This is a genomic window from Aeromonas bestiarum (assembly GCF_000819745.1).
In the GTDB taxonomy this organism is placed as follows: Bacteria; Pseudomonadota; Gammaproteobacteria; order Enterobacterales; family Aeromonadaceae; genus Aeromonas; species Aeromonas bestiarum.
In genome coordinates, this window is the sequence record NZ_CDDA01000015.1 from 626,926 (window position 1) to 649,167 (window position 22,242).

At 60.1% G+C, this 22,242-nt stretch carries 16 protein-coding genes; 4 read left to right on the forward strand and 12 right to left on the reverse strand.

What is annotated here, in order from left to right:
• The 10 genes from BN1118_RS09925 to BN1118_RS09970 form a co-directional block, all read right to left on the reverse strand.
• Window positions 1-1,248 (reverse strand): response regulator, encoded by a 1,248-nt coding sequence (locus BN1118_RS09925; protein ID WP_043555798.1) that lies wholly within the window; start codon window positions 1,246-1,248, stop codon window positions 1-3.
• Window position 1,249: 1 nt separating this feature from the next.
• Window positions 1,250-5,218: an ATP-binding protein gene (locus tag BN1118_RS09930; protein WP_043555799.1), complete on the reverse strand. Its 3,969-nt coding sequence runs from the start codon at window positions 5,216-5,218 to the stop codon at window positions 1,250-1,252.
• Window positions 5,219-5,254: 36 nt separating this feature from the next.
• Window positions 5,255-5,551: an integration host factor subunit alpha gene (ihfA, locus tag BN1118_RS09935; protein WP_005300715.1), complete on the reverse strand. Its 297-nt coding sequence runs from the start codon at window positions 5,549-5,551 to the stop codon at window positions 5,255-5,257.
• 3 nt (window positions 5,552-5,554) lie between these two features.
• Entirely contained in the window at window positions 5,555-7,942 is a 2,388-nt protein-coding gene (pheT, locus tag BN1118_RS09940) for a phenylalanine--tRNA ligase subunit beta (RefSeq protein ID WP_043555801.1), read from the reverse strand.
• 12 nt (window positions 7,943-7,954) lie between these two features.
• Complete coding sequence (gene pheS, locus BN1118_RS09945; protein ID WP_043555802.1) at window positions 7,955-8,938, reverse strand: phenylalanine--tRNA ligase subunit alpha; 984 nt, start codon at window positions 8,936-8,938, stop codon at window positions 7,955-7,957.
• A 334-nt stretch (window positions 8,939-9,272) separates the two neighbouring features.
• On the reverse strand, window positions 9,273-9,629 hold the full coding sequence (rplT, locus tag BN1118_RS09950; RefSeq protein WP_005300683.1) for a 50S ribosomal protein L20: 357 nt from the start codon (window positions 9,627-9,629) through the stop codon (window positions 9,273-9,275).
• 14 nt (window positions 9,630-9,643) lie between these two features.
• Window positions 9,644-9,841 (reverse strand): 50S ribosomal protein L35, encoded by a 198-nt coding sequence (rpmI, locus tag BN1118_RS09955; protein WP_005315535.1) that lies wholly within the window; start codon window positions 9,839-9,841, stop codon window positions 9,644-9,646.
• Between the two features lie 85 nt (window positions 9,842-9,926).
• On the reverse strand, window positions 9,927-10,475 hold the full coding sequence (gene infC, locus BN1118_RS09960) for a translation initiation factor IF-3 (RefSeq protein ID WP_011898682.1): 549 nt from the start codon (window positions 10,473-10,475) through the stop codon (window positions 9,927-9,929).
• A gap of 3 nt (window positions 10,476-10,478) precedes the next feature.
• On the reverse strand, window positions 10,479-12,407 hold the full coding sequence (gene thrS, locus BN1118_RS09965; protein WP_043555804.1) for a threonine--tRNA ligase: 1,929 nt from the start codon (window positions 12,405-12,407) through the stop codon (window positions 10,479-10,481).
• Between the two features lie 235 nt (window positions 12,408-12,642).
• Entirely contained in the window at window positions 12,643-13,230 is a 588-nt protein-coding gene (locus BN1118_RS09970; protein ID WP_043555805.1) for a tetratricopeptide repeat protein, read from the reverse strand.
• A 174-nt stretch (window positions 13,231-13,404) separates the two neighbouring features.
• On the opposite strand from BN1118_RS09970, the gene BN1118_RS09975 reads away from it, so the two are divergent.
• Complete coding sequence (locus tag BN1118_RS09975; protein WP_043555807.1) at window positions 13,405-14,460, forward strand: PA0069 family radical SAM protein; 1,056 nt, start codon at window positions 13,405-13,407, stop codon at window positions 14,458-14,460.
• 78 nt (window positions 14,461-14,538) lie between these two features.
• Here BN1118_RS09975 and BN1118_RS22020 read toward each other — a convergent pair whose 3' ends face one another.
• Together BN1118_RS22020 and gyrA are read right to left on the reverse strand one after the other, a co-directional pair.
• On the reverse strand, window positions 14,539-14,709 hold the full coding sequence (locus BN1118_RS22020; protein ID WP_167336105.1) for a hypothetical protein: 171 nt from the start codon (window positions 14,707-14,709) through the stop codon (window positions 14,539-14,541).
• 278 nt (window positions 14,710-14,987) lie between these two features.
• Window positions 14,988-17,783 carry a DNA topoisomerase (ATP-hydrolyzing) subunit A gene (gene gyrA, locus BN1118_RS09980; RefSeq protein WP_043135391.1) on the reverse strand — a complete coding sequence of 932 codons (2,796 nt, stop codon included), beginning with the start codon at window positions 17,781-17,783 and terminating at the stop codon, window positions 14,988-14,990.
• A 201-nt stretch (window positions 17,784-17,984) separates the two neighbouring features.
• On the opposite strand from gyrA, the gene ubiG reads away from it, so the two are divergent.
• From ubiG to nrdA, 3 genes are all read left to right on the forward strand, one after another.
• Window positions 17,985-18,701: a bifunctional 2-polyprenyl-6-hydroxyphenol methylase/3-demethylubiquinol 3-O-methyltransferase UbiG gene (ubiG, locus tag BN1118_RS09985; protein ID WP_043555809.1), complete on the forward strand. Its 717-nt coding sequence runs from the start codon at window positions 17,985-17,987 to the stop codon at window positions 18,699-18,701.
• Window positions 18,701-19,387 carry an HAD family hydrolase gene (locus BN1118_RS09990; protein WP_043555811.1) on the forward strand — a complete coding sequence of 229 codons (687 nt, stop codon included), beginning with the start codon at window positions 18,701-18,703 and terminating at the stop codon, window positions 19,385-19,387. The genes ubiG and BN1118_RS09990 overlap by 1 nt, the downstream gene beginning before the upstream one ends.
• Window positions 19,388-19,943: 556 nt before the next feature.
• The gene (gene nrdA / locus BN1118_RS09995; protein WP_043555812.1) at window positions 19,944-22,211 is read left to right on the forward strand and encodes a class 1a ribonucleoside-diphosphate reductase subunit alpha; all 2,268 of its coding nucleotides are present in this window, start codon (window positions 19,944-19,946) and stop codon (window positions 22,209-22,211) included.
• Window positions 22,212-22,242 lie beyond the last annotated feature (31 nt).

Below are 22,242 nucleotides of genomic sequence, written 5' to 3' on the forward strand. Positions count from 1 at the left end.
TTACCAGCGCCCCGTCATGCCGCGATCGCGCCACAACTCGTTATCGAGCAGGTTGAAGGGGTCATCCAGATAGAGGGCGATGCCGAGCTCCCTGGCCCGGTTGATGAAGCGCCCCAGCAGGGAGTCCGGCGTCATGGCCTCCAGCCCGGGCAGCAGGCTCTGCCCCAGCAGCAGGTGCTGCAAGGGCATCCGCTCCAGCAGATCGAACGGCATGTGCTGATCGCTGTCGAGCAGCAAGGCGAGCCTGGCGCCGGCCAGACTGGCCTGCAACACCAAGGCAAACCGCTCCGCCTGACTGAGCAGATGGTCGCGACGGTGAATGACCAGGGTCAGCTCGCCGGCGTCTCGCCCCTGCTTGCCCAGCCACTCCCGCACCAGCTCCCAGCGTGGCGGCAAGCCGGTCACCGCCAGCCAGACGGGTAGCCTGGAGGGGGGATCCGAGATAAGCCCCAGCAGCCCCTTCTCCTCCCCCTGCCAGGTACGAATGGTACGGCGCTGGCCACTGAGCCGCTGTTGCCGCTGGGGCCCCAGATAAAGCACCTTGAGCAAGCGCAGCAGATCGTCGGTCAACAGGGGCTTGGCCAGGGCCGCTACCACGTTGAAACCGGCGTCATGCAGCAGGCGCCGGGCACCGTCTATCAGGGTCTGATCGTGCGCTGACAGCAATATGATGGGCAGGCCGCTTTGCTGGTACTGGGGCTGGCTCATCAACAGGCTGATGGCATCCTGCTCCACCAGACTGAGATCGCTGATGAGCAGTGTGACCTTCCCCTCCGCCAGCGCCTGGATACAGGCATTGCCATCCTGCACCCATTGACAGGAGAGCCCCAATCCCTGGATCTCCTGCTGAATGTGGGCCCCCTGAAAAGGGTGATCCTCCAGCAACAAGATCTGCATCCCGGCCAGCCAGTGTTGCCACTGCTGATAACGGCCATGCACGCCAGCCAGCCAGTCATCCGAGAGCCGATAGATCCCCTCCCCCTGCGCCATCAGTTGCGGCAGATAGTCGGCGCCAGCGTGCGAGGCCGGATCAAACAGGGCAACGGCACCGGCGGCAAACAACCCCTCCCAGTGCCAGCAGGCATCGGGTTTGGTGCGACGCAGGGTCGCAAATTCGGGCAGGCTGACCGCCTGGGCCGCCCGATAGGCGACCCCATCCAACGCATAGATGGTCACGGGATGGAAGAAACGCTCTTGCGTCTCTGCCGGATCCAGCAACGCCAATAACTCTTCATCTGTGATGATCATGTCAGACTCTCTCACCCAATCGCCGGCACACTTCATCCAGAGCGTGCCGCAGCGGGGATATCAGGGGTTGCCGTGGATCCCGTTGCCACTGCTCGATCACCTGGATAAGCGGGGTGGCCCCCACCATTTTGGCGGCCCCCTTCATCTTGTGTAAAGCCGCATCGAGCGCCATCTCATCCCCTTGTGTGATGCAGTGCTCAATGTCGGCCAGATCCTGGCGAGTGGCCTCCAGATAGAGGGTGACAAGCTCAGCGCTCAGCAGCGGCAGCATCTGGTCCAGCCATGCCGGCGCCAGGCTCTCCTCTGGTGCCCTGGACAACGGGGTGACTGTGTCGGCTGAGGTCGGCAGGCTGCGCAGCAAGTTGGCCAGATCCTTAAGCAGCAGGGGCTTGTCCAGATGCCCCCGGCAACCGCAGCTGGCCAGTCGCTGCGCCGCCTGCTCGCTGAGATCGGCGGTGATCACGTAGGCCGGCAGATGCTGCCAGCGCGCCGAGTCACGCAACTGCTGACACAGCTGGGCCCCATCCATCACCGGCATCTGCAGATCGGTCAGCACCAGATCCACCGTCTCGTGCTGTAAGATGTCGAGCGCCAGCTGGCCATTGGCCGCACTCAGTACCTGGGCACCCAGCTGGGTCAGTTGCATGCTGATCAATACCCGATTCACCTCGTGATCTTCGACCAGCAGCACCCGCATCCCCTGTCCCGGCAGACTCATCGCCTCCTCGGCAGAGGACACCAGCCTGGGCTGCAACAGGCTGACCACAGCGCCTGGCACCCAGGGCTCGCCCTGCCAGTCCCAGTAACGCAGGCCCTGTTCATCTTCGGCGGCGCGCAGCAGGGGGCCGGCGGGGTTCTCCCTCAGGCCGAGCTCGCCAAGCCAGGGCATGAGATAGGCACGCTCCGTATCGTTCAACTGGATGTTGACGCTGGTCACTCTCGGTTGCCAGCGCGGCGCCTCGTGCAGCAACACCAACGGCAAGGTGCAGGTGAAGCGGCTGCCCCCGAGGGGACGCGGCTCGACCCGGATCTCACCGCCCATCTGCTCCATCAGCTGACGGCTGATGGCCAGCCCCAGTCCTGTGCCCTGAGCCCTGGGCTGACCCTCCTCTCCTCCCTGCTCGAAGGGCAGGAACAGGCGAGGCAGCAGATCGCTACTGATGCCGGGCCCTTCATCATCCACACCACACAGCAGGCGGTTGCCTTCACGACGGGCCCACAGCACCACCTCACCGGCGGGGCTGAACTTGATGGCGTTGGCCAGCAGGTTATGCAGCACCTGCTGCACCCTGTGGGGATCCAGCTCCACCTGTGCGGGCAGGCGATGATCAATATCCAGCCGCAGTTGCAACCGCTTGGAGCGGGCCTTGGACCAGTGCACCGCCGCCACGTGCTCGCACAAATCCACCAGATCGGTCGGCTGGGGAGAGAGCGCCAGCTGCCGGTTCTCGTTGCGACTGAAATCGAGCACATCGTTGAGCAGGCCGAGCAGCTCGTCCCCCGCCTGTCTGACATGGGAGAGCGCAGAGCGCTGCTCCGCCGACAGTGGGGTGTGATCGAGCCACTCCAGCAGCCCCAAAATGGCATTCATGGGGGTACGGATCTCGTGGCTCACCGCCGCGAGAAAGCGCCCCTTGGCCAGCACGGCCTGCTCGGCCCGCTCATGGGAAGCCTGCAAGGCATGCTCCTGCTCGACTCGGGCGGTCACATCCTGCACCACACCGTAAACGCGCCACCCCCCTTCCGGCTGGCTGCGACCCCGACCATAAAACTGCAGCCACCGCGTCCCCTTGTCCGGATGGGCATAGCGCAGCGCGTAGGAGAAGGGCTGCCCCGCCTGCAACATGGCCAGCATGGGCAGCCGCATCTCGCGCCTGTCCTGATGCAGCAGCCGGCTGAGCGCGCTGTCGGGATCGCGGCGGATCTGCTGGCTGGCCAGCCCCAGCAGCTCGTAACTACCGCGGCTGATGAACTCGACCTGCGCTGTACCGCCCTGCTGCAGGATGAACTGAATGACGACCCCGGGCACCGTATTGGTGAGGGCACGCAGGCGACGCTCGGCCTGGCGCAGCAAGCGGGTGCGCTCGCGCAGGGCGCTGATATCGGACAGTGCGATCAGATCCCCGGCCTGTGTCTGCTTGCCCAGTTGCAGCGGGATCTGGGCGTAGGAGAACACCTGATCTCCGAGGGACAAGGTTCCTTCCGCCCCCTGCACCTGGGATGATGGCAGGCTGAGCTCGGCCAGATAACGGGCCTCCAGCCGTTTGGCCTGCTTGTTGCGCTTGATGATCTCCCCCTGATTGTCCCGCAGGAAGACAGGCACCGGCAGCGCCTGGAACAGAGACTCCCTGAACTGGCTCTCCAGCGCCAGTGTCTGCTCCATCTCCTGACGCTGACTCACCTCCCGCGCCAGCTGCTGGCGGGAGCGCCAGATCAGCCAGATGACGCCAGCGCTGATCAGCAGCGCCAGCAATACGGATCCCAGCCAGATACCGTAACTGACGCCTGCCTGCTGGGTCAGCACCAGCTGTCGCCAGCGCTGGTTGAGTTCATCGTTCTGCCTGCCGGTGAGGGTCATCAGACTCTGTTCCATCACCCCCGCCAGTCTGGGGCTACGGGAGCCTATGGCAAAACCGAGCCCGAAGCGAATCGGCAACTCCTTGATGTCCAGGCCATCGAGCCGGTTGTTGCGCAGCGGGTACTGCAGCTGATACAACTCGGCCAGCATGGCATCGGCCTTGCCTGCCTGCACCTGCGCAATGCCCGACTCAAGCGTCTCGCTCTTGCGCCACGCATGCTGGCCGAAACGTGCCAGCATGTCGGGGTCATAGAGGCTGGCGGGCACCACCACCTCCCCCTTGAGCGCCTCCAGCCGATCGAACGAGTGGGACTTGCGGCTGACCAGGGCGTAACGACTCGCGACCATGATGCGGGTGAAGTCGAACTCGCGGGTCAGGGCCGGGGTCTCCAGCAGGCCCGCCATCATGTCCGCCTCGCCACTGCGCAGCTTGACCAGTGCCTCCTCCCTGTCCCGGGCGGGCACCACATGGAAGTTCAGTCCGGTCTGCAGGCTCACCCGGCGCAGCACATCGGCGCTCCAGCCCTTGAGCTGCCCCTGTCCGTCGATGCCGCTATAGGGCATAAGCGCAGGATCCACCACCAGCTTGATGGTGCGGGAGGTACCGACCAGCCAGGCCTGCTCCTCATCGGTGAAGTGCAGCGGGTTGATGTCCTGCTCTCCCTGTTCCAGATAGCGATCCAGATCCTTGTAGAGGCTGCCAGGGGGCATGTAGCGGATCGCCGTGTCGATCAGCTCCCTGAGCTCGGGCTTGTCCTGCATCATAATGCGGTAGCTGATCACCAGTTCATCGCTGCGCAGCCGGCGCAGCCGCAACCCCTCATCCGGGTATTCGCGCATCAGGTAGCGCAGTTGCAGGTAATCCCCCAGATAGGCAGTCCCCTTGCCGGCCACCAAAGCCGCATACCAGTTGTCGGCATCGGTCAGGGCCAGCTGGGTCGCATGGGGATAGAGCAACTTGAGCGCTTCGCTCGCCTGCCAGACGGGCGACACCAGAAAGGTGGCGCGTTCCAGCTCGCCGCGATAGAGGATGGCGGATTCGGCCTCCAGCAGGGCGCGGCTCAGGGCCATGCCCGGCAGTGCCTGCAGTGAGGGGCCGACATAGGGGATGAGATCGCAGCGCCCCGCCAGCAGCCCCTGCTGCACTGCGGACCAGTTTGGCAATTTTTCGTGCAGCAGTGGCACCGGCAGTTGCTCGGCCAGCCGTTCCAGCTGATCGATCAGCAAGCCCCCCGACTCTTCGAGATAGGGCGGCCGGATCAGGGCCGGATAGCAGATGGTCAGCGGTTTGAGCGCGTCGGCATAGGCCTGGGTGGCAGGCGACAGAGGCAGGGTCATGGCCTGCACCGGCATGGCCAGCAACAGTGTGAGTAAAAGGCGGGTTTTTATCATGCAAAAGTAAAAGCCAGGCGGCTGCCTGGCTTTTTGTCACTCGTTGGGTTCAACATTTTCTACCCTGGCCTTGAGTTTCTGGCCAGGCCGGAAGGTCACCACCCGACGGGCGCTGATAGGAATATCTTCGCCCGTCTTGGGATTACGTCCAGGACGCTGATTCTTCTCACGAAGGTCAAAGTTACCGAAGCCTGAAATCTTGACTTGTTCACCACGCTCAAGCGCCTGTCTGATTTCCTCAAAGAAGGCTTCCACCATATCTTTGGCTTCACGCTTGCTCATCCCCAGCTGGGTGAACAGGTGCTCTGCAATGTCGGCTTTGGTAAGCGCCATAGATCAATCCCTCAAGGATGCATTCAACTCTTCACCAAGGGCCCGCACGACATTGTCTACGGTCTCGGCAATCTCTTTCTCCTCCAGAGTGCGCTGGGTGTCTTGCAATACAAGACTGATGGCCAGGCTCTTCTTGTCCTCTGCCATACCAGCACCCTGGTATACGTCAAACAAGTTTATTCCAACTACCTGATTTCCGCCAACTTTTTTAATTACTGCGAGGACATCGCCAGCCAGAACCGCAACGTCGACCACCACGGCAATGTCACGACGGTTGGCAGGGAAGCGAGAAACCTCGGCCGCAACCGGCACCTTGGCCGGGGTCAGCTTGTCCAGCTCCAGTTCAAACATGACGGCGCGGCTCTTGAGACCCAGCTTCTTCTCGAGGCTCGGGTGGATCACGCCGATGTGGCCGATGACCACACCGTTGCGCAAAATGGCTGCGCTCTGGCCCGGGTGCAGGGCACTGTGCTCGGTACGCTCGAAGCTGAAGGTGGCTCCTTCGGCGGTCAGATCCAGTACCGCTTCCAGATCCCCTTTCAAATCAAAGAAGTCGCTACCGCGGTTCTTGATATCCCAGTGCTCGTCGCTCTGGTTGCCGGTGATGATGCCAGCCAGCATGGGCTCCTGACGAATGCCGTTTTCAGCGCTCTCGTCCTTGATGAAACGCAGACCCTGCTCGAACAGACGCACCCGCGCCTGCTGACGGTTCTGGTTGTAGACCACCGCCTGTACCAGACCCGGGAACAGCGACACCCGCATGGCGGACATCTCGACCGAGATGGGGTTCGGCAGCACGATGGCATCGCTCTGCGGATAGAGCAGTTGCTGCGCCTTGGGATCCACGAAGCTGTAGGTGATCGCTTCCTGGAAGCCGCGGTCAACCAGCAGGTCGCGCACCCGCTTGAGGGTCACCTGCCCTTCAGCCTGCTCAACCATAGCCAGAGAGGCAGCGGGTTTGAGGTTCGGGATGTTGTTGTAGCCGTAGATGCGGGCCACTTCCTCGATGAGATCTTCCTCGATGGCGATATCGAAACGCCAGGAGGGCGCCAGCGCAGTCCAGCCGTCAGCATCCACAGTGACCTGCATGCCAAGGCGGGTCAGGATCTCGACCACCTGGGCATCGCCTACGCTGATGCCGATCACCTTGTCGAGCTTGGTGCGACGCAGCTTGATGGGGGCCGCTTTGGGCAGATGGGCATCGGATTTGACCTCGATGACCGGACCCGCTTCGCCGCCGCAAATATCCAGCAGCAGACGGGTGGCTCTATCCATCACCTTGGCTTGCAGCTCGGGATCCACCCCGCGCTCAAAGCGGTGGGAGGAGTCGGTGTGCAGACCATAGGCACGGGCACGGCCCGTGATGGAGAGCGGCGCAAAGAAGGCGCACTCCAGCAGGATGTCTGTGGTGGACTCGGAGACGCCGGTGCGATCGCCACCGAAGATACCGGCCATGCAGGCAGGACCTTTGGCATCGGCAATGACGAGCGTGGTCTCTTTGAGCTTCACTTCGTTGCCATCGAGCAGGGTCATGGGCTCATCGGCCTTGGCGCGACGCACCACCAATTCCCCTTCCAGCTTGGCCAGGTCGAAGGCATGCATCGGCTGACCGTATTCCAGCAGCAGGAAGTTGGTGATGTCGACGATGGCGTCGATGGAGCGGATGCCGCCACGGCGCAGCTTCTCCTGCATCCAGAGCGGGCTCATGGCGTGCAGGTTCAGCCCCTTGATGACGCGGCCCAGATAACGCGGGCAGTCGGCGCTTGCCTCGACCCGGATCGGGAAGGTCGCGTCTATGGTGGCAGCAGCAGGCGCCCAGCTCGGCTCGACCACGTCGGCGCTGTTGAGCACGCCGATCTCGCGGGCAAGCCCTGCGATCCCGAGGCAATCGGCGCGGTTCGGGGTCAGATCCACGTCGATAGCAACGTCGTTCAGGTTCAGGTATTCACGGATATCGGTGCCGACAGGGGCATCGCTTGGCAGCTCAATGATGCCATCCGCTTCCACCTCGATACCCAGCTCGCTGAAGGAGCAGAGCATGCCGTGAGACGGTTGGCCACGCAGCTTGGCTTTCTTGATGGTGAAGTCGCCAGGCAGGGTCGCGCCCACTTTGGCCACACAGACTTTGAGACCGGTGCGGCAGTTCGGCGCGCCGCAGACGATGTCCAGCAGCTCGGCCTCGCCCACGTTGACCTTGGTCACTCGCAGCTTGTCGGCGTCCGGATGCTGGGCACACTCGACCACTTCACCGACCACCACGTTGTTGAACTGGCCGGCCACAGCTTCCACGGCGTCCACTTCCAGGCCGGCCATGGTGATCTGCTCGGCCAGTGCGTTGTCACTCAACTCGGTGCGGACCCACTCCATCACCCAGGATTTACTGAATTTCATGTTCTCTCGCCCTTACTTGAACTGCTTGAGGAAGCGCAGATCGTTTTCGAAGAAGGCACGCAGGTCATTGACCCCGTAACGCAGCATGGTCAGGCGCTCAACGCCCATGCCGAAGGCAAAACCGGAGTATTTTTCCGGATCGATACCGACCGAACGCAGCACGTTCGGGTGCACCATGCCGCAGCCCAGCACTTCCAGCCACTTGCCGTTCTTGCCCATGACGTCCACTTCGGCGCTCGGCTCGGTGAACGGGAAGTAGGAAGGACGGAAACGTATGGTGAGATCTTCCTCGAAGTAGTTGCGCAGGAAGTCGTGCAGTATCCCTTTCAGCTCGGTAAAGCTGGCATGCTCGTCGACCAGCAGGCCTTCAACCTGATGGAACATAGGCGTGTGGGTCATGTCGTAGTCGTTACGATAGACACGGCCCGGCGCTATGATGCGGATTGGCGGCTGTTGCTGCTGCATGGTGCGGATCTGCACACCCGAGGTATGAGTACGCAGCATCAGATCGGGATTGAAGTAGAAGGTATCGTGATCGGTACGCGCCGGGTGATGAGCCGGAATGTTCAGCGCATCGAAGTTGTGGAAGCCATCTTCAATCTCGGGACCGCGTTCCACTTTGAAACCCATCTCGCCAAACAGCCGCTCGATGCGCTCGACGGTGCGAGTCACGGGGTGCAGACCACCGTTCTCGATACGACGGCCCGGCAGGCTGATGTCGATGGTCTCGGCAGCCAGCTTCTGGTTCAGCTCCTGCTCCACCAGTGCATCACGGCGTGCGTTCAGGGCATCCTGAACCTGCTGCTTGGCCTGGTTGATCACGGCGCCCGCGGCGGGACGCTCTTCGGCGGACAAGGCGCCCAATGTCTTCATCTGCTCGGTAAAAAAGCCTTTTTTACCCAGATATTTGACCCGGATCTCGTCGAGGGTCGCAACGTCATTGGCGCCCTCAATCTCGGCCTTGGCCTGGCCGACTACTTCTTCAAGCTGTTGCATGTCTTCCTCGTCACCACTCCCGAAACAGGAGCCTGTTAGGCTAAATAAGGTCAAGAGGGGAATAATACAAAAAAAGCCCCTTGGCTGACCATAGTTATGGCGGGCTTTTCTCCCTAGAAATCATTTTGTTATCAGGCAAGCAGCCTGCCCTGCCCTCTACTTGCATCAAATATGGGTAAAGAATGCTAGTTTGTTGGCATATGAAGGCTGCATGTTGCAGGGATGAAGAGCAATGGGTGAGCGCAATAACAGGATGTAAAAATGACGGGCAGCAAAAGACGGACAACAAAAAAGGAGGCCTGAGCCTCCTTTTATCTTTCATAACAGAACCGGATTAAACCAGCGCTGCTTTAGCCTTTTCAACCAGGGCGGTGAAAGCCAACTTGTCGTGAACGGCGATATCGGACAGGATCTTGCGATCGATCTCGATAGAAGCCTTCTTCAGACCGTTGATCAGACGGCTGTAGGACAGACCGTTCTGACGGGCTGCAGCGTTGATACGCGCAATCCACAGCTGACGGAACTGACGCTTTTTCTGGCGACGGTCACGGTAGGCATACTGGCCAGCTTTAGTTACCGCTTGTACCGCTACGCGGTAAACTCGGGAACGGGCGCCGTAGTAACCTTTGGCGGCTTTCATTACTTTCTTGTGACGAGCGCGAGCAGTCACACCACGTTTAACTCTTGGCATTTTTCACATCCCCCTTATGCGTACGGCAGACAAGCGACAACACGTTTGTGGTCGGCAGCAGAAACCATGAACTTCGGCCCCAGCTTGCGCTTACGCTTGCTGCTCTTCTTGGTCAGGATGTGACGCAGGTGGTTGTGCTTGCACTTGAAGCGACCCGAGCCAGTCTTCTTGAAGCGCTTTGCAGCACCCCGGTTGGTTTTCATCTTCGGCATTTCATACTCCGCATTGTGAGTGACAACAAAATCGCAAGGCGAACCGACTCATGGGGCGAACCCATGAGTCAATTTCTTGTGGGCCTTAAGATTTCTTCTTAGGTGCGAGGACCATCACTGCTTGACGGCCTTCGACTTTCGGGAACGACTCTACTACGGCCAACTCTTCCAGATCGTTCTTGACGCGCTCCAGAACCTTGATACCAAGATCCTGGTGGGCCATTTCACGACCACGGAAGCGCAGGGTGACCTTAGCCTTGTCCCCGTCTTCCAGAAAGCGAACCAGGTTGCGTAGTTTTACCTGATAGTCGCCTTCGTCAGTGCCAGGACGGAATTTGATTTCCTTGACCTGGACGACTTTCTGCTTTTTCTTCTGTTCTTTGGTTGTTTTGCTCTTTTCGTAGAGGAATTTGCCGTAATCCATGATGCGGCAAACGGGCGGTTCAGCGTTAGGACTGATCTCGACCAGATCTACTCCAGCCTCAAGGGCCAAGTTCAGTGCATCATGGATCTCGACGACACCCAAAGGCTCTCCGTCAATACCAGTGAGACGAACTTCTTTCAGACGAATCTCGGTATTGATCCGGTGAGCGCGGGCTTGCGGTTGCTTGCCCAGTTTTTTTCCGCCTTTTATAGCTTATTCCTCCACTTTCTTTTGTCCGCGGGTCTGAACTTCCTGGGTCAACAGAGCAACTAGCTCTTCAACAGGATAAGTGCCCAGGTCAGCCCCTTTACGAGTCCGTACTGCAATCTTACCGGCTTCAACTTCTTTATCGCCGCAGACCAGCATGAAAGGTACTCGCTTCAAAGTATGCTCGCGGATTTTAAAGCCAATCTTCTCATTTCTCAAGTCCGCTTTTGCGCGAAGACCCGCATCATTCAATGCTTTGGCTACTTTTACCGCATAATCGGCCTGATTATCTGTGATATTCATGACCACAGCCTGAGTCGGAGCCAACCAAGTCGGGAACAATCCGGCGTACTCTTCGGTCAGAATACCGATGAAACGCTCGAGTGAACCCAGAATGGCCCGGTGGATCATCACCGGTACGTGGCGTTCGTTGTCTTCACCCACATAAGTGGCACCCAGACGTCCAGGCAGGGCGAAGTCGAGCTGCACGGTACCACACTGCCAAGCACGATCAAGGCAATCATGCAGGGTAAATTCGATCTTGGGACCGTAGAAGGCGCCCTCACCCGGCTGCAGATCGTACTTCAGACCGTTCAGCACCAGGGCTTCGGCCAGCGCCGCCTCGGCGCGATCCCAGGCCTCATCGGAGCCAATGCGCTGCTCGGGACGAGTCGAGAGCTTGACCACGATATTTTCAAAACCAAAGGTGCCGTAGACGTCATAGACCATACGGATACAGGCGGACACCTCTTCCATGATCTGCTCTTCGGTACAGAAGATGTGAGCGTCATCCTGGGTAAAACCACGCACCCGCATCAAGCCGTGCAGGGAACCGGACGGCTCGTTGCGGTGGCAGGAGCCGAACTCGGCCATGCGCAGCGGCAGATCGCGGTAGGACTTCAGCCCCTGGTTGAAGATCTGCACGTGACCCGGGCAGTTCATCGGCTTGATGGCGTACTCGCGGTTTTCAGACTGGGTGGTGAACATGGCCTGGGCATACTTCTCCCAGTGACCTGAACGCTCCCACAGCACGCGATCCATCATGAAGGGACCCTTCACTTCCTGGTAGTCGTACTCTTTGAGCTTGCCGCGGATGAAGGTTTCCAGCTCACGGAAGATGGTCCAGCCATCGTTGTGCCAGAACACCATGCCGGGGGCTTCTTCCTGCATGTGATACAGGTCGAGCTGCTTGCCTATCTTGCGGTGGTCGCGCTTGGACGCCTCTTCCAGACGCTGCAGGTAGCCTTTGAGCTGCTTCTTGTCAGCCCAGGCTGTGCCGTAGATGCGCTGCAGCATCTTGTTGTTGGAATCGCCACGCCAGTAGGCGCCGGACATCTTCTGCAACTTGAAGTGGTGGCAGTGACGCATGTTGGGCACGTGCGGGCCGCGACACATGTCGACGTACTCTTCGTGATGATACAGACCAGGCTGGTCATCACGGGCAATATTCTGATCCAGGATCTCGACCTTGTAAGTCTCGCCACGGGCTTCGAACACGTCGCGTGCTTCCTGCCAGGAGACTCTCTTCTTGACGACGTCGTAATCCTTGGCGGCCAGCGCCAGCATGCGCTCTTCCAGGGCAGCCAGATCCTCGTCGGTCAGGGTACGATCCAGATCGATATCGTAGTAGAAACCGTTGTCGATGACGGGACCTATGGCCATCTTGGTCTGGGGCCAGAGTTGCTTGATGGCATGACCCAGCAGGTGAGCACAGGAGTGGCGCAGTATGTCCAGACCTTCTTCGTCTTTGGCGGTGATGATGGCCAGGGAGGCATCGGCTTCGATCAGCTCGCAGGCATCCACCAGTTCACCGTTTACCCGACCGGCAATGCACGCCTTGGCGAGACCCGGACCTATGTCCGCGGCCACGTCCATGACGGAAACGGAGTGGGCAAATTGACGTTGGCTGCCGTCAGGCAGAGTAATGATTGGCATTGTGTGTTTCCTTGTACAGTGGTGCCCCCTACCAAAGGGCACATGCGGGATGGAAAAAATCATTCAAAAAAGGTGATGTTCTGGCTCTCCACAGCACTTTGCGAAGACACCCAGTGCCGCAAACAGCTTGCGTGACGGCACAAAGCAAACCAAAAACCGGACTATGCTACCAGAAGTAGGCGGGGCTGTATCGGGTTTGATGAGATTTTCTACAACCAAATGAGGTGCTTGCCGGTTAGTCACCCAACAGGGGTTGCCAGTTGAAATCGAAGGTACTGCTCCCCTCCTCGACCAGTGCGAGCTCCTCCAACACCTTCAATGCAAGCTTGTTGCCCTTTTGCGAGGCCTGATAGAGCCACTGCTTGGCCTGAGCCAGATCGACCCGGCCACTCACCCCCATCAGGTGCAGCACGCCGACTTTCAGCATGGCGGGCACGTCACCGTTGCGGGCCGCCAGCTCCATCCAGTGAAATGCCTGCCGCAGATCCCGCTTCACCCCGGCGCCGCGCAGATAGACCTCCGCCAGCCGGTACTGGCCGAAGGCATCGCCCGCCTGCGCCGACTGGCGATAGAGACTGATGGCCTGCTCCATGTCCTGCTCTGTGCCCTGCCCCACTTCATGGCTCCAGCCCATCAGCGCCTGCGCGCGCGGGATCCCCTGCTCGGCCAGCGGTTGCCAGATCCTGGTCGCCGTCTCGAACTGGCCGCTGCGCCAGGCCCGGTTGGCCGATGCCAGCTCCTGCTCGGTCGAGAGCGGGATCAGCCGCCAGATGACCAGACCAAGCACTCCGATAAACAGCCAGCGGCAGGTGATGGGTTTCATGATGATTTCCGTGATCCAGTTCGCATTTTGTCTATGTAAACGAAATGTAGCGCCGTGATCAAGCAGGAGATCCCGTTGACATGCTTTTTATGTCGGTATGAATTGGCAGAGCTTGCATTTGGCAATGAGGGTCAGCATGATAACTGTATATATAAACAGTATCAGTGCGAGACGATGGCAGGACGAGGCAGCACCCACAATATCGAGCATCGTTTCAGCGGCCCGCTGGTCGAGGCTGTCGACGATGGCTGGGCCCAAACCGAGTGGGAGGCAGCATTTGCCGCCACTGCTCCCCGCACCGAGGTGAAGGAGATAACGGCACGCAGCATCATCAGCTACAACCGCTCACCGGATGTGCCCTTTGGTCGCTCCATCAACCCCTATCAGGGCTGCGAGCATGGCTGCATCTACTGCTATGCCAGACCCAGTCACGCCTACCTGGAGCTCTCTCCAGGCCTCGACTTCGAGACCAGGCTGTTTGCCAAGCTAAATGCCGCCGAGCTGTTGCGCCGGGAGTTTGCCAAGCCAATCTATCAGCCAGAGACCATAGTGCTCGGCGCCAATACAGATCCCTATCAGCCCATCGAGCATCACTATCGCCTCACCCGCGCCTTGCTGGAGGTGATGCTGGCCCACCGTCACCCGGTGGGCATCATCACCAAGAGCGCCATGATATTGCGCGACCTCGATCTGCTCGCCGAGCTGGCCCGGGAGGGTCTCTGCCAGGTGATGGTGTCGGTGACGACCTTGAATGAAACCCTGCGACGACAGCTGGAGCCCAGAGCCAGCACAGGCGCGGGTCGGCTCAAGGTGGTCGAGAAGCTGGCACAGGCCGGGGTGCCGGTCGGCGTGCTGGCGGCCCCCATGATCCCGCGCCTCAACGAGCCTGAGCTGGAGCAGATCATCAAGGCGGCGGCCGAGGCCGGTGCCCACTGCGCCGACTACATACTGCTGCGATTGCCCCACGAGCTGACCACCCTGTTCAGCGACTGGCTGGAGGAACACTACCCCAGCCAGAAGGAGGCCATCCTGAACCAGCTGCGGGCCAGTCGGGATGGCGGGCTCAACAGCCCCGCCTTTGGCACCCGCATGCGCGGTGAAGGCCAGTTTGCCGACTTGCTCGCCCAGCGCTTTCGGCTCATCAGCAAGCGCCTGGGCTTGGGCAAGCGCCATCTTCAGCTGCGGCGGGACGGCTTCATTCGCCCGGGCGAACAACTGCGGCTGTTCTGAGCGCCCCGACAGCGTCAACCGCGCTCACAACGCCTCCCCTTCGCCGGTACACCACAAACCATGCTGACGAGCAGGGCCTCACCCCCTTGGCCGAGGCGAGTGCGTGGCCTTGCCCTGGGCGATCAATTCGGCGGGCAGTCGTGCCGGCTCATGGGCCACTTCGTCCTCATGCTCCCCTGCCAGCGACGCTGGTTGATGTTCGCCCCATACCCGGCTCCACCAGATCTCCCACATTACCCAGCTAGTCATAAGGTGCTCCTGTTTGATGGCTGCGCGTCGCAGTCTGTTGAGTGCGACAGGGGCAAGCTTGGCCGCATCCCATGACAGGGGGATGACGCAGGCATGATGAATTGAGGACAAGGAAACAAGGAGGAGTGCAGTCATGCTCGCGGTGCGCGTGATCAGCGACGCGTGCGGCAACAGGATCAGGCTGACCCATCAGACTGGGGGCGCGCGGCCAGAGACAAACGGCAGCAACAAAAAGAGCGACCCTGGGGTCGCTCTTTTTCATGGAGGCAGACGCGCGATTATTCGTCGCTCGCTGCACCCTCTTCAGTGGACCCTTCAGTGGATCCTGCATCGGCAGAGCCGGCATCTGGCGCGGTATCTGTGCCTTCGGACACCTCACCGTCAACGGCCACGATGTCGTTCTCTTCCTCGTCGCTCTCGGCGATACGCTGCAGGCCGACGACTGTCTCGTCTTCACCGGTACGGATCAGACGCACACCGCCGGTGTTACGGCCTATGACGCTCACCTCGGCGACGCGAGTACGGACCAGGGTGCCGCCATTGGTGATCAGCATGATCTGGTCGGTATCTTCGACCTGGATCGCATCGATCACCTTGCCGTTACGCTCGTCCACCTTGATGGAGCGAACGCCCTGGGTACCACGGCTCTTGGTCGGGTACTCGGTCAGCGCGGTACGCTTGCCGTAACCGTTCTCGGTGGCGGTCAGGATGGCACCCTCGCCACGGGGGACGATCAGGGAAACCACCTTGTCACCGTTGAGCAGGCGGATACCACGAACCCCACCGGCGGTACGGCCCATGGGACGTACGCCCTTGAAGGTACCCTTGCTTTCGGTGCCTTCGCCGTTGTCGCTGCCATCGTCGTCGTTGCCGGCGTCAATGACACTCTCGTCATCCCCGTCGACATCATCGCTGGCATCGGCATCGGCTGCATCGGCGCGGCCGCTGCCTTCATTGAAACGAACCACCTTGCCCGCATCGGAGAACAGCATGATCTCGTTGCTGCCATCTGTGATATCCACCCCGATCAGCTCATCACCCTCTTTGAGGTTGATGGCACGAATGCCGGAGGAGAGCGGACGGCTGAACGCAGACAGGCTGGTTTTCTTCACGGTACCGTCGGCGGTGGCGAAGAAGACATACTTGTCGTCGGCATACTCTTTGACCGGCAGGATGGCGGTGATGCGCTCACCCTCTTCCAGCGGCAGCAAGTTGATGATCGGACGACCACGGGCGCCACGGGACGCCTCCGGCAGCTGATACACCTTGAGCCAGTAGACCTTGCCACGGGTGGAGAAGCACAGAATGGTGTCGTGGGTGTTGGCCACCAGCAGACGTTCCACAAAGTCCTCTTCCTTGATCCGGGTAGCCGACTTGCCACGACCACCACGACGCTGGGCCTCGTAGTCGGTCAGCGGCTGGTACTTCACATAACCCTGGTGAGACAGGGTCACGACCACGTCTTCCGGGGTGATCAGATCTTCGATGTTGATCTCGGCGCTGGAGGCGCTGATCTCGGTGCGACGCGCGTCGCCATACTGCTCGCGCACGGCCAGCAGCTCATCGCGGATCACTTCCATCAGCCGTTCCGGGCTTGCCAGGATGAACAGCAGCTCGGCGATCAGATCCAGCAGAGATTGGTACTCTTCCAGGATCTTCTCGTGCTCGAGGCCGGTCAGCTTGTGCAGACGCAGATCCAGGATGGCCTGGGCCTGCTGTTCGGTCAGGAAGTATTGACCTTCACGGATGCCGAACTCCGGCTCCAGCCACTCGGGGCGGGCCGCGTCGTCGCCTGCCTTTTCCAGCATGCCGGCCACGTTGCCGAGTTCCCAACCGCGGGCAACCAGCTTGGCCTTGGCGTCAGCCGGGGTATCGGAGTGACGGATCAGCTCTATGATGGGGTCTATGTTGGCCAGCGCCACCGCCAGACCTTCCAGGATGTGAGCCCGATCCCGCGCCTTGCGCAGTTCGAACACGGTCCGGCGGGTCACTACCTCGCGGCGGTGCAGCAGGAACGCATCCAGAATGTCTTTAAGGTTCATCACCTTGGGCTGGTTGTTATCGAGCGCCACCATGTTGATGCCGAACGTGGTCTGCAGCTGGGTGTGCTTGTAGAGATTGTTCAGCACAATCTCGCCAGACTCGCCACGTTTGATCTCGATAACGATGCGCATGCCGTCCTTGTCGGACTCATCGCGCAGGGCACTGATGCCCTCGACTTTCTTCTCTTTGACCAGCTCGGCGATCTTCTCGATCAGCCGCGCCTTGTTCACCTGATAAGGCAGCTCGTGAACCAGAATGGTCTCGCGACCCGTCTTGTCGTCCACTTCCACTTCGGCCTTGGCGCGCACATAGACGGAGCCGCGACCGGTGCGGTAAGCCTGCACTATGCCGGCGCGACCGTTGATGATGGCGCCAGTGGGGAAATCAGGCCCTGTGATATAGGTCATCAACTCATCGATGGTGAGATCGCTATTTTCGATCAGCGCCAGACAGCCGTTGACTATCTCGGTGAGGTTGTGAGGAGGAATGTTGGTCGCCATGCCCACCGCGATACCGGATGAGCCGTTGACCAGCAGGTTGGGCACCTTGGTGGGCATGACAGCCGGGATCATCTCGGTACCGTCGTAGTTCGGTACCCAGTCCACTGTCTCTTTGTCCAGATCGGCCAGCAGCTCGTGGGAGATGCGGGCCATCCGCACTTCGGTGTAACGCATGGCGGCGGCGCTGTCGCCGTCGACCGAACCGAAGTTGCCCTGACCATCGACCAGCATGTAGCGCATGGAGAAATCCTGCGCCAAGCGGACAATGGTGTCATACACGGCACTGTCGCCGTGCGGGTGGTATTTACCAATTACGTCACCGACCACACGGGCCGATTTTTTATAGGGCTTGTTCCAGTCGTTCCCCAACTCGTTCATAGCAAACAGAACGCGGCGGTGAACCGGTTTCAAGCCATCACGCACATCCGGCAGAGCTCGTCCTACGATCACGCTCATGGCGTAATCAAGATAGGAACTCTTGAGCTCTTCTTCGATGTTGATCGGCGTGATCTCTCTGGCCAGATCGCTCATAGAAAGCCTTAATCCCTAATTAGTTGTTCTTTGGCTTAAACAGCGCGCCATGGTAACACACTGAGCCAAATACCTTAAGCCACAAATCCGGGTAACAAGTCGGGCTGGTGTGACAAAGTGTGTCCGTTATAATGCCCGCCAGGACAATAGATTGCGCCCAAGTCTTGCTACCTGCGCGCCCTGCCACAGGATCATCAAAACATGAATAGTGATGCCAATGTCGATCTGACAGAAATCGCCAAATTTGAAGCCATCGCCTCCCGCTGGTGGGACATGGAGGGCGAATTCAAGCCACTGCATCAAATCAATCCGGTGCGCCTTGACTGGATCATCGACAAGAGCGGCGGCCTGTTTGGCAAGCACATCCTCGACATCGGCTGCGGGGGCGGCATTCTCTCCGAGAGCATGGCCCGGCGCGGTGCCCGCGTCACCGGCATCGACATGGGCAAGGAGCCCCTCGGCGTCGCCCGCCTGCACGCCCTCGAGCAGGGGGTGGAACTCCAGTACCAGCAGATGACGGCGGAGGAGCACGCCGGCCAGGCCCCTGGCCAGTATGACGTGGTCACCTGCATGGAGATGCTGGAGCATGTGCCGGATCCGGCTTCTGTGCTGCGCGCCATCGCGACCCTGGTGCGCCCGGGCGGACGAGTGTTCGTCTCCACCATCAACCGCAACCCGAAAGCCTACCTGATGATGATCCTGGGGGCCGAATACCTGATGAAGATGGTCCCCAAGGGTACCCATGATCACAAGAAGTTCATCACCCCGGCCGAACTGTGTCGCATGGGTGAAGCGGCGGGCCTGCTGGTGCGGGACATGAGCGGCGTGCACTATTCGCCGCTGACCGGCCAGTTCAAGCTCGGCAAGAACGTCGACGTCAACTACATGGTGGAGTTCATCCGCCCGGAGCAAGGCTGATGAGCGACTCTCACCCGGCGCCGCTGCGCTGCGTGCTGTTTGATCTCGACGGCACATTGCTCGACACGGCTCCCGATCTGGGCGCCGCCGTCAACCATGTGCTGGTGAGCGAAGGCTTTGCCCCGCTCTCCGAGGCCATCATCCGCCAGACCACCTCCCACGGCGCGCTCGGGCTGCTCAGGGCCGGGCTTGGCGATGAGCTGCTCGAGGAGCTGGGCGCCACGCGCCTGCGCACCGCCCTGCTCGACTTCTACGCCGCCCACCTGTGCGTCGGCACCCGCCCCTATGAGGGCATGCTGGATCTCATCGAATGGCTGGACGAACGGGCCCTGCCCTGGGGCATAGTCACCAACAAGCCGGGGTTTCTCACCGAGCCGCTGCTGGCGGCCCTGCCCGAGCTTGCCAGCTGCGGCGTCACCGTCAGTGCCGATACCCTGCCGGTGCGCAAGCCAGACCCTGCCCCCATGTACTTTGCCTGCGAGCAACTGGGCGTCGACGCCGCCCACTGCCTCTACGTGGGGGATCACGTGCGTGACATAGAGGCCGGCCGCAATGCGGGCATGCGCACCGCAGTCGCGGGTTGGGGTTATCTGAGCGATGACGAGGATCCCGCCGACTGGGGCGCGGATCTGCACTTCGATACCGTGCAGGCCCTGCACCACTGGCTGCGTTACGAGGTAGCCTGACCCATGATCCGCCGGGTCACAGGCATTGATGGATCATAAAGGCAGCTTTATTGCTAATAGGCACCCATATGAACACCAACATATGGATGTTCGTCGGTACGCCAGGATGCGATGGGAGATCAGGAGTGATCTCCCGTTTTTGCCGTTTGGCAACCGCTAACACACTGGGACAGGACACCTTTTGACCCTTGCTGCACAAGGGATAACCAGACTGAATTTGCTAGTAAAAACACCCCGTTTTCGCAAGCAAAAAAAGTTATTTAAATTTTCCATGTTCGATCATCAGACTTGCATTTACCGGATCGGACGCATGAAAACCCACTCACTGTGAGCATCCACTAACCTGGGTCGCGACACCCACAATTTATCCACAGCTAATGCCTTATCCACAGATTGCAAAGCCGGGTAGACCTCACTATCTTGTAGCTCGAACTTAAAATAACACTATATCTTGTGATTCATCGCACAATACGCCCCCACCTCCCGCAGCCGATCACGGCCAGGAGGTCAAGGCCGTGCGATGGTTTTTCGGGAATCAACTAAAGGTCATCAGCCAATGAACTTGTTTGTGACGAAGCGTAACGGCCACAAAGAACCCATCGATCTGGATAAAATTCACCGCGTGCTGGATTGGGCCGCCGAGGGACTCGACAACGTGTCTGTCTCCCAGGTGGAACTCAAGTCCCACATCCAGTTCTATGACGGCATCCGTACCGCCGATATCCACGAAACCGTCATCAAGGCCGCTGCTGACCTGATCTCCGAGCAAAGCCCGGATTACCAGTACATGGCCGCCCGTCTGGCCATCTTCCACCTGCGCAAGAAGGCCTACGGCCAGTTCGAGCCGCCCCACCTCTACCAGCACGTCGCCCGTCTGGTAGACATGGGCAAGTACGACAAGCACCTGCTGACCGACTATACCCAGGCCGAATTCGAGGAACTCAACGAGCACCTGGATCACTGGCGTGACATGGACTTCTCCTATGCGGCCGTCAAGCAGCTGGAAGGCAAGTACCTGGTGCAGAACCGCGTCACCGGCGAGATCTACGAGAGCCCGCAGTTCCTCTATATCCTGGTGGCGGCCTGCCTCTTCTCCAAGTATCCGAAAGATACCCGTCTGGACTACATCAAGCGCTTCTACGATGCGGTCTCGACCTTCAAGATCTCCCTGCCGACGCCCATCATGAGCGGCGTGCGCACCCCGACTCGCCAGTTCAGCTCCTGCGTGCTGATCGAGTGCGATGACAGCCTGGATTCCATCAATGCCACCGCCAGCGCCATCGTGCGCTACGTCTCCCAGCGCGCCGGTATCGGCATCAACGCCGGGCGCATCCGTGGTCTGGGCAGCCCCATTCGTGGCGGTGAAGCCTTCCACACCGGCTGCATCCCCTTCTACAAGTACTTCCAGACGGCGGTCAAGTGCTGCTCCCAGGGCGGCGTGCGCGGCGGTGCGGCCACCCTGTTCTACCCGCTGTGGCACACAGAAGTGGAGAGCCTGCTGGTGCTGAAAAACAACCGCGGCGTGGAAGAAAACCGGGTCCGTCACATGGACTACGGCGTGCAGATCAACAAGCTGATGTACCAGCGCCTGATCAAGGGCGGCGACATCACCCTGTTCTCCCCGTCCGATGCCCCCGGCCTGTACGACGCCTTCTTCGCGGATCAGGACAAGTTCGAAGCTCTCTACGTCAAGTACGAGCAGGATCCATCCATCCGCAAGAAGACCCTCAAGGCGGTCGATCTCTTCTCCCTGATGATGCAGGAACGCGCCGGCACCGGTCGCATCTACATCCAGAACGTGGATCACTGCAACACCCACAGCCCGTTCGATCCGAGCGTGGCGCCGGTACGCCAGTCCAACCTCTGCCTCGAAATCGCGCTGCCGACCAAGCCGCTCAACAACGTGGATGACGAAGAGGGCGAGATTGCCCTGTGCACCCTGTCTGCCTTCAACCTGGGCGCCATCGAGAAGCTGGAAGATCTGGAAGAGATGGCGGATCTCGCCGTGCGCGCCCTGGATGCCCTGCTCGACTATCAGGACTACCCGCTCAAGGCCGCCCAGAAAGGCAGCATGAACCGTCGCACCCTGGGGATAGGCGTCATCAACTACGCCTACTACCTGGCCAAGAACGGCGCCCGTTACTCCGACGGTTCCGGTCTGGCGCTGACCCACCGCACCTTCGAGGCGATCCAGTTCTACCTGCTGAAAGCCTCCGTGCAGCTGGCCCGCGAGTTCGGCCCCTGCCCGGCCTTCAACGAGACCACCTATGCCCAGGGCATTCTGCCCATCGATACCTATAAAAAGGATCTCGACAACCTGTGCAACGAGCCGCTGCACCTGGACTGGGAAACCTTGCGTGAAGAGATAAAGACTGTGGGTCTGCGCAACTCCACCCTGACCGCCCTGATGCCGAGCGAGACCTCCAGCCAGATCTCCAACGCCACCAACGGCATAGAGCCGCCGCGCGGCTTGGTGTCGGTCAAGGCCTCCAAGGACGGCATTCTCAAACAGGTGGTGCCCGAGTATCATCGCCTGAAAGATCAATACGAACTGCTCTGGAAGCAACCGAGCGTCGATGGCTATCTGCAGCTGGTCGGTATCATGCAGAAGTTTGTGGATCAGGCGATCTCCGCCAACACCAACTACGACCCCGCCCGTTTCGAAGGCAACAAGGTACCGATGAAGCAGTTGCTCAAGGATCTGCTGACCGCTTACAAATACGGCCTCAAGACCCTCTACTATCACAACACCCGTGATGGTGCGGATGACGCACAAGCCGATATGCTGGATGACGGTTGTGCCGGTGGCGCCTGCAAGATCTGATTAACCGGGCGGGAGCGACAAGCTCCCGCTC

Bases quoted from the DNA above. Each gene is read 5' to 3' on its own strand.
- rpmI (WP_005315535.1), bottom strand. From the start codon at position 9,841: ATGCCGAAGATGAAAACCAACCGGGGTGCTGCAAAGCGCTTCAAGAAG.
- BN1118_RS09990 (WP_043555811.1), top strand. From the start codon at position 18,701: ATGAGCGACTCTCACCCGGCGCCGCTGCGCTGCGTGCTGTTTGATCTC.
- rplT (WP_005300683.1), bottom strand. From the start codon at position 9,629: ATGCCAAGAGTTAAACGTGGTGTGACTGCTCGCGCTCGTCACAAGAAA.
- BN1118_RS09925 (WP_043555798.1), bottom strand. From the start codon at position 1,248: ATGATCATCACAGATGAAGAGTTATTGGCGTTGCTGGATCCGGCAGAG.
- gyrA (WP_043135391.1), bottom strand. From the start codon at position 17,783: ATGAGCGATCTGGCCAGAGAGATCACGCCGATCAACATCGAAGAAGAG.
- pheS (WP_043555802.1), bottom strand. From the start codon at position 8,938: ATGCAACAGCTTGAAGAAGTAGTCGGCCAGGCCAAGGCCGAGATTGAG.
- BN1118_RS09970 (WP_043555805.1), bottom strand. From the start codon at position 13,230: ATGAAACCCATCACCTGCCGCTGGCTGTTTATCGGAGTGCTTGGTCTG.
- BN1118_RS09975 (WP_043555807.1), top strand. From the start codon at position 13,405: ATGGCAGGACGAGGCAGCACCCACAATATCGAGCATCGTTTCAGCGGC.
- BN1118_RS22020 (WP_167336105.1), bottom strand. From the start codon at position 14,709: ATGACTAGCTGGGTAATGTGGGAGATCTGGTGGAGCCGGGTATGGGGC.
- ihfA (WP_005300715.1), bottom strand. From the start codon at position 5,551: ATGGCGCTTACCAAAGCCGACATTGCAGAGCACCTGTTCACCCAGCTG.
- BN1118_RS09930 (WP_043555799.1), bottom strand. From the start codon at position 5,218: ATGATAAAAACCCGCCTTTTACTCACACTGTTGCTGGCCATGCCGGTG.
- thrS (WP_043555804.1), bottom strand. From the start codon at position 12,407: ATGCCAATCATTACTCTGCCTGACGGCAGCCAACGTCAATTTGCCCAC.
- ubiG (WP_043555809.1), top strand. From the start codon at position 17,985: ATGAATAGTGATGCCAATGTCGATCTGACAGAAATCGCCAAATTTGAA.
- pheT (WP_043555801.1), bottom strand. From the start codon at position 7,942: ATGAAATTCAGTAAATCCTGGGTGATGGAGTGGGTCCGCACCGAGTTG.
- nrdA (WP_043555812.1), top strand. From the start codon at position 19,944: ATGAACTTGTTTGTGACGAAGCGTAACGGCCACAAAGAACCCATCGAT.